The following is a 5,618-nucleotide window of genomic DNA, read 5'->3' on the forward strand; positions in this document are numbered from 1 at the left end:
TTAAAAGCGGTCTTACCTTTCGAGATAAAGCGGTAACCGGTAGCACCAATTAGATTATTCTGGCTCATAGTTTGCTAAATGATGATTATGTTATTAGTAAGGTTACGACAAATACCGCGAAACCGAAACTAATCCTCATGAAAAAAATAAAGCCTTAACAAAAGTGCTAAGGCTTTATTAGGAAATATGAGTTGATGGTGCTGCTAACTACATGATTTTCTGCATTACATCACCAATTTGAATGCTTCCCGCAAGGCTTGGTTGATCAATGGTGAGTTCAGCTTCGTTTTCATAAACGCGAGAAACCGTCAGGGTGATATCGCTTTGAGAGACCTTATTGCGCGGCAAGCCTCTTTGGTCGATAAATGAACCTGTGTGCCAAAGCTGAAGTTTGTCACCTTGTTGTACACCGTGTATTCGGCCTAAATCAATGGTCACCATATTCCCAAACACCGCGGCAACTTCAGGAAGCGTGATCTTACAAGATACTTCTGATTCTAAGTCCAACATAATATTTCGACTGACACGAAGCATCATACTGCCGTAAGTTGATGCCCAGAAACGAGCACTGCGGGTGTCGATTTCACTGGTCTTAGCAAATGGCCATTTTGCAACTTCACGATAGCTTCGGTTGTAAACCTGATGACCTGTTTTACCATCGAATACCTGCATTTCTAACGCAAATTGGCGATTGATAATGTCGTCTTTCAAAAGCTTCGATTCGATGGTTGCGGTTAAGTCGGTGATGTCACCACCTATGATGTACTGTGCCCCGGTATCTTGTGCGATCATTTTGATCACTTCCGGTCGACGCTTGTCTATGTCGTAATTTGTTGTACCAACAGAGACAAAACTGCGAGATTCTTGCGCCAGTTGTCGGTTAACAACATGGCCAAAATCATCACCAATGTTATAGATTCGACCCATCACAGCTTGTTGTGGAGAGGTCACATCAATATTACCGACCAAAAACGTCTTCTTATATTGGCTGTCATGGCAAGCACTTGCCGAAGGGTAGATGTCTACCCTTGCGGTGATCATGATATTGCCACCGCGTTTCTTCTCTTTTTCTACCAGGATGTAGCGTACTTCATGATTGGTAAATTGAAATTCTTTCTTTTTTGCATCTAAGTAGGGGGTGAGGTTTGCAATACTGCCGATGTCAGCGCCTGAGAACTGTATGGCTTTGTAGACGGCATCCTCTAAGGCGTGAACCCTTGCCGCATCCTCTGACGATACTATGGCCGCAGTACCGGTAACTTCATACCAAGAGGCATGAGTGCTGAAGCTGATGGTTGTCAGTAAACTTATTGAAAATAAGTAATAAATTATTTTTTTCATCTATTCGTTACCAGTTGGGTATAAATATTGCTTAACAAATATTTATAAGCTTAAAGCTGACTCAAGTGCGTTTTTCATAATCTGAACCATTAATGAAAAGCAAAGATTGTTCCAACATTGTAATCCATTGAAAAGAGTCATGGCGAGAACATATTGGAACAGCAAGCACTAAATATATCTGGAGATAAGAGAATGAAAAAATGGCTCGTAGTAATGAGTGTCATGTTAATGACATCATGCGCTTATTCGCCAATCTATAACGGTAAATCTGAGTATTCAGGCAGTCCGTTTATGTTGATGGACAGCCCGCGTCATACCATGGATTTTTTCGTGGAAAGCATGACCGAAGATTTGATCTTGTCGAATACGAGTATTTCAGCCAGAACACCCATTGCCATTACCTCGTTTGTCGATCTGCAACACATGGACACAACCAGTTGGTTAGGAAACTCGGTATCAGAAGGTTTCATTCATCAGTTTCAGCGTCGAGGTTTTAAAGTGGTTGATTTTAAAACCACCGGCTCTATCCAAGTGACCCACCAGGGGGATTTTGCTATTAGCCGCGATTGGAAAGACTTAGCCCAAGAGCAAGACGTCCAGTATGTTTTGACTGGAACTATGCTTCGTCAAGAAGGCGGTGTTCTAGTGAATGCTCGTGTGGTCGGAATGCAAACTCGCATCGTTGTTGCCTCCGCACAAGGCTTTTTACCTGCAGACCGTATTGGTCGTGACTTAGATACCCTGAACAGTATTCGAACTCAAGATGGGGTTATTATTCGTTCTGATCCAACGATCAGTCAGCCTCATACTGTTATTCTTCGCCCTTAGGAGTTCGTGATGAAGAAATTAATATTTGTTGTTGCCGCTTTATTGCTTGTCGGCTGTCAACCATTACAAAGCATGAGACCTAATGACTTTTTGGTTGCGGTTGGCTACTCGAGTGTCAGCGAGCAGAAAGGTCGTAATGACGAAGAGAAACGTATCCGAGCAATGAGAGCTTCTAAAATTGATGCGTATCGTGAACTTGCCGAACAAGTGTATGGTATGCGCGTGAGTGGTCGGGCTGAGCTTGAGGATCAGCGTCTTGGTGCTGAAAGAACTTCAGGTGCAGTTGATGGTGTTATCCGTGGGGCTGAAGTGGTGCGCAGTTACCCTGTTGGCGACAGCTATGTGACTGAACTACGGTTAGATATCCGAAAAATGGAACAACTGCGTAATTATGGCGAAGTTCAACCAGTGCCTGAGAAGAGACAACAAACGTTGTTCTAGTTTAAGGATCGTCTAGTTATAGGTTTCTCCTGTTATATTGGCTGCTATTCGCTTTCCAGATGGCGTAACGGCAACCAGTAACGGCTATGAATAAGAAAGCGGCAAGTATTAAAGTACTTGCCGCTTTTTTGTTTATCGGCTTGGGGAGTACATTCACAGGTTTAGTGGGAGATTTGACTAGTGTAACGAGAAGGGTAGGCTGAGATACAGATACAGATACAGATACAGATACAGATACAGATACAGATACAGATACAGATACAGATATGAGAGGGCGGTGGTTTACCTAACTAAGCTTTAACGTTGGTTCCTAGCGTAGAAATTGTATGCGTTTGGCCTCCGGCATTGTAGGTCATGCCAATTTTGCCGTGACTTTGCTGCATCATATTGCTGAGTTTTTTGAAGCTAAGGTGTGCTCGATTCAAGGCTTCGCCATTTACTAGGTTCGCTTGATGGCAGTCGTGCACTATGGACTTGATGGTTGCGACTAACTGAGCAAGTTCAGGGTTCTCGGTTAGTTCAGATATATTAGTATGGGCAGCGATTCGTTGATCGGTTGATCTTAGTTGTTCAACAAGAACCACTTTCTCTTTGGCTATTCGCTCAATATCGCTCGATTGTCGGCTTGTAATAGCGATTTTCTCTGAACTCAATAATTCAGATAAGGCTTTGGCATTTTGAAGTTGGAAATTAACTAAATCTGCTAGTGCCGCCATAATGTAACCTACTAATAACCTCGTGTACTTTAAGATAATAACTTTATTTAAAAGCTAATGTTTGCTTAAAGACCTTTTAATTCGTTTTCAAATTTCATCATGTTGTCGGCCAACTTTTCTGGATCAACAGTGTATGAGCCATTTGCGATCGCTTCTTTTATTGCCGCGACTTTCACTGAATCGAAACTTGGTTGTGCTGCCATCTCTTGATGGAGTTGACCAATCGCCTTGCCTTGTTGGCTTAGTGAAACCGCATCTTTGCTTGCGGGTGATTTAGATGACACATCAGCTCTTGATGCCTCAGACTTAGAATCAGAGCGCACTGCTGAGCGGTTAGTGCTCGCTAGGGTTTGCCCTGAACGAATATTATCAATACCTGCCATAGTTAAGCCTTTTTCTTCAAAATGGGAACCTGTACAGTCAATATCGACCATGGGTGAGAATACTTTAGCAATTTTTAGCTCAATAGTCGAAAACGAACCAAACACCTCAACCGTTATAATTGGATGTTAGAGTTGAGAATAAAAGCGCTAACGATACCGACACTTTAAAGTGAAGTGTTAAAAGTAAACCGTGACTTCAGACATGCTGGTAACAATACCTTCGATTATACGCTGTGATTTGTCATTTTTCACCCTAACTTGATCACCCATTGAGCCATCGGTAAGTGCAGTACCTTTGGTGGTAATGGTCATGCCACCTTTTACTGCCTGTATGATAACCTTCTCATTTCGACATACGACACAAATATCGCCTCTTTCGACAACATCACCGGGTCTTAGGTTCTTTTTTACCTTAGCACCGATGACTTGTTGTGGAGTGGTAAAGCCTTGGCGACGAAATTTGTTGAGAGAGATCATCGCAGTTGTGACGTCGTATTGACCGACAATTTCGCCTCTCGCCAGTGAACGAGTCGTTGTGACAAGTGGTACTGACATTGAAAGGCGCACTGGCACGTAAACACGCCATTCATCAGGAACACAACGAACTAAAACAGTAATGCTGCTGCGAGTGTTGGTTGTTGTAGAGGCACTTGTCTCAAGGGGGATAGGACAATTTGTTGCTTTGATTCTAGAGTCTACATTAGCGGAATTAACAAAAAGTTCACCGCCTCGCGGTTGCTCCACCGAGTCAAGGATGTGTTGCTCAGCCGCTGATTGGATCATGTCAATTTGTTCCGGCGTTGCCGCGTGTGTAAAAAAACTAAACAATATTGTTAGAATGCCGATAAACTTAGCGACAGTTTTAAAAATAGTTCTACACATAGCTATGGAAAAAAGATATATGTTTGCTTTATGATATGTCATTTTATTTCTCTAGTGGTTCGTAGCCTGCAGTAGACTAACACTTTCTATCCAAAAAGTTTGATATGGAGATGAGCTCATGACGGGTATTCTTGATTCAGTGAATCAGCGTACGCAACTCGTCGGTCAAAACCGATTAGAATTACTAACCTTTCGCCTAATGGGGCGTCAGCGTTACGGTATTAATGTATTTAAAGTGAAAGAGGTTTTACAATGCCCTCGTCTGACTTTAATGCCAAATTTACATCATCTCGTAAAAGGTGTGGCTCATATTCGTGGTCAGACAGTTTCTGTCATTGATTTGAGCCTAGCGGTAGGCGGACGTCCTACATCTGATATCGATAAGTGCTTTGTGGTGATTGCTGAATTTAACCGTACTATCCAAGCATTCCTCGTAAGCTCTGTAGATAGAATTGTTAATATGCACTGGGAAGCTATTCTTCCACCACCAGATGGTTCAGGTAAAGATAATTACCTAACAGCGGTAACCAACATCGATAATGAATTGGTTGAAATTCTGGATGTTGAAAAGATTCTTGCTGAGATCTCACCTGTTGATGAAACCATGGATAGCAGAATCGCAGAGGAAATTGCAGAAGTTGAACAAGAGAAAGAATTGGTTCGCCGAATCTTGATTGCTGATGACTCGACGGTTGCTCGTAAGCAGGTTCAACGTGCTATAGAATCTATTGGTTTTGAGGTCATTGCTGTCAAAGATGGTAAAGAAGCCTATGAGACTCTGATGAAAATGGCATCGGAAGGCAGTATTTACGATCAAATTTCATTGGTGATTTCAGATATTGAAATGCCTGAAATGGATGGATACACGCTGACTGCTGAGATTCGTCGTCACGCAGAACTAAAAGATTTATACGTAATTTTGCACTCATCATTGAGTGGTGTATTTAACCAAGCCATGGTTGAGCGTGTAGGGGCTAACTCCTTCATCGCGAAATTCAATCCTGATGAGCTTGGTGGCGCGGTTAAA

7 protein-coding genes and 1 pseudogene are annotated in these 5,618 nt (G+C 42.4%); 3 read left to right on the forward strand and 5 right to left on the reverse strand.

The genetic code is table 11. The annotated features are described in order from the left end of the window. A pseudogene (locus AB4496_RS04345) lies at positions 1-68 on the reverse strand (Fe3+-citrate ABC transporter substrate-binding protein); the annotation flags it as partial. 139 nt (positions 69-207) lie between these two features. Continuing rightward, positions 208-1,341 (reverse strand): flagellar assembly protein FlgT, encoded by a 1,134-nt coding sequence (locus tag AB4496_RS04350; RefSeq protein ID WP_009848583.1) that lies wholly within the window; start codon positions 1,339-1,341, stop codon positions 208-210. Between the two features lie 192 nt (positions 1,342-1,533). Between AB4496_RS04350 and AB4496_RS04355 the strand changes: the two genes are divergently transcribed. Further along, the gene (locus tag AB4496_RS04355) at positions 1,534-2,169 is read left to right on the forward strand and encodes a FlgO family outer membrane protein (protein ID WP_012603422.1); all 636 of its coding nucleotides are present in this window, start codon (positions 1,534-1,536) and stop codon (positions 2,167-2,169) included. 9 nt (positions 2,170-2,178) lie between these two features. After that, positions 2,179-2,610: a flagellar assembly lipoprotein FlgP gene (gene flgP / locus AB4496_RS04360; protein WP_009848581.1), complete on the forward strand. Its 432-nt coding sequence runs from the start codon at positions 2,179-2,181 to the stop codon at positions 2,608-2,610. 290 nt (positions 2,611-2,900) lie between these two features. Here the strand turns inward: flgP and AB4496_RS04365 are convergent, their stop codons facing one another. From AB4496_RS04365 to flgA, 3 genes are all read right to left on the reverse strand, one after another. Beyond that, positions 2,901-3,326, reverse strand: a complete 426-nt coding sequence (locus AB4496_RS04365) for a flagella synthesis protein FlgN (RefSeq protein ID WP_009848580.1) — start codon at positions 3,324-3,326, stop codon at positions 2,901-2,903. Between the two features lie 65 nt (positions 3,327-3,391). Then, complete coding sequence (flgM, locus tag AB4496_RS04370) at positions 3,392-3,709, reverse strand: flagellar biosynthesis anti-sigma factor FlgM (protein ID WP_029225445.1); 318 nt, start codon at positions 3,707-3,709, stop codon at positions 3,392-3,394. Positions 3,710-3,886: 177 nt separating this feature from the next. Then, on the reverse strand, positions 3,887-4,633 hold the full coding sequence (flgA, locus tag AB4496_RS04375; RefSeq protein ID WP_012603426.1) for a flagellar basal body P-ring formation chaperone FlgA: 747 nt from the start codon (positions 4,631-4,633) through the stop codon (positions 3,887-3,889). A 76-nt stretch (positions 4,634-4,709) separates the two neighbouring features. Here flgA and AB4496_RS04380 point away from each other — a divergent pair. Then, positions 4,710-5,618 (forward strand): chemotaxis protein CheV (locus AB4496_RS04380; RefSeq protein ID WP_372130631.1); only part of this gene is annotated, 909 nt, incomplete at its 3' end.

The sequence above is a fragment of the Vibrio sp. 10N.222.46.A1 genome, from assembly GCF_041473595.1.
Lineage (GTDB): Bacteria > Pseudomonadota > Gammaproteobacteria > Enterobacterales > Vibrionaceae > Vibrio > Vibrio tasmaniensis_A.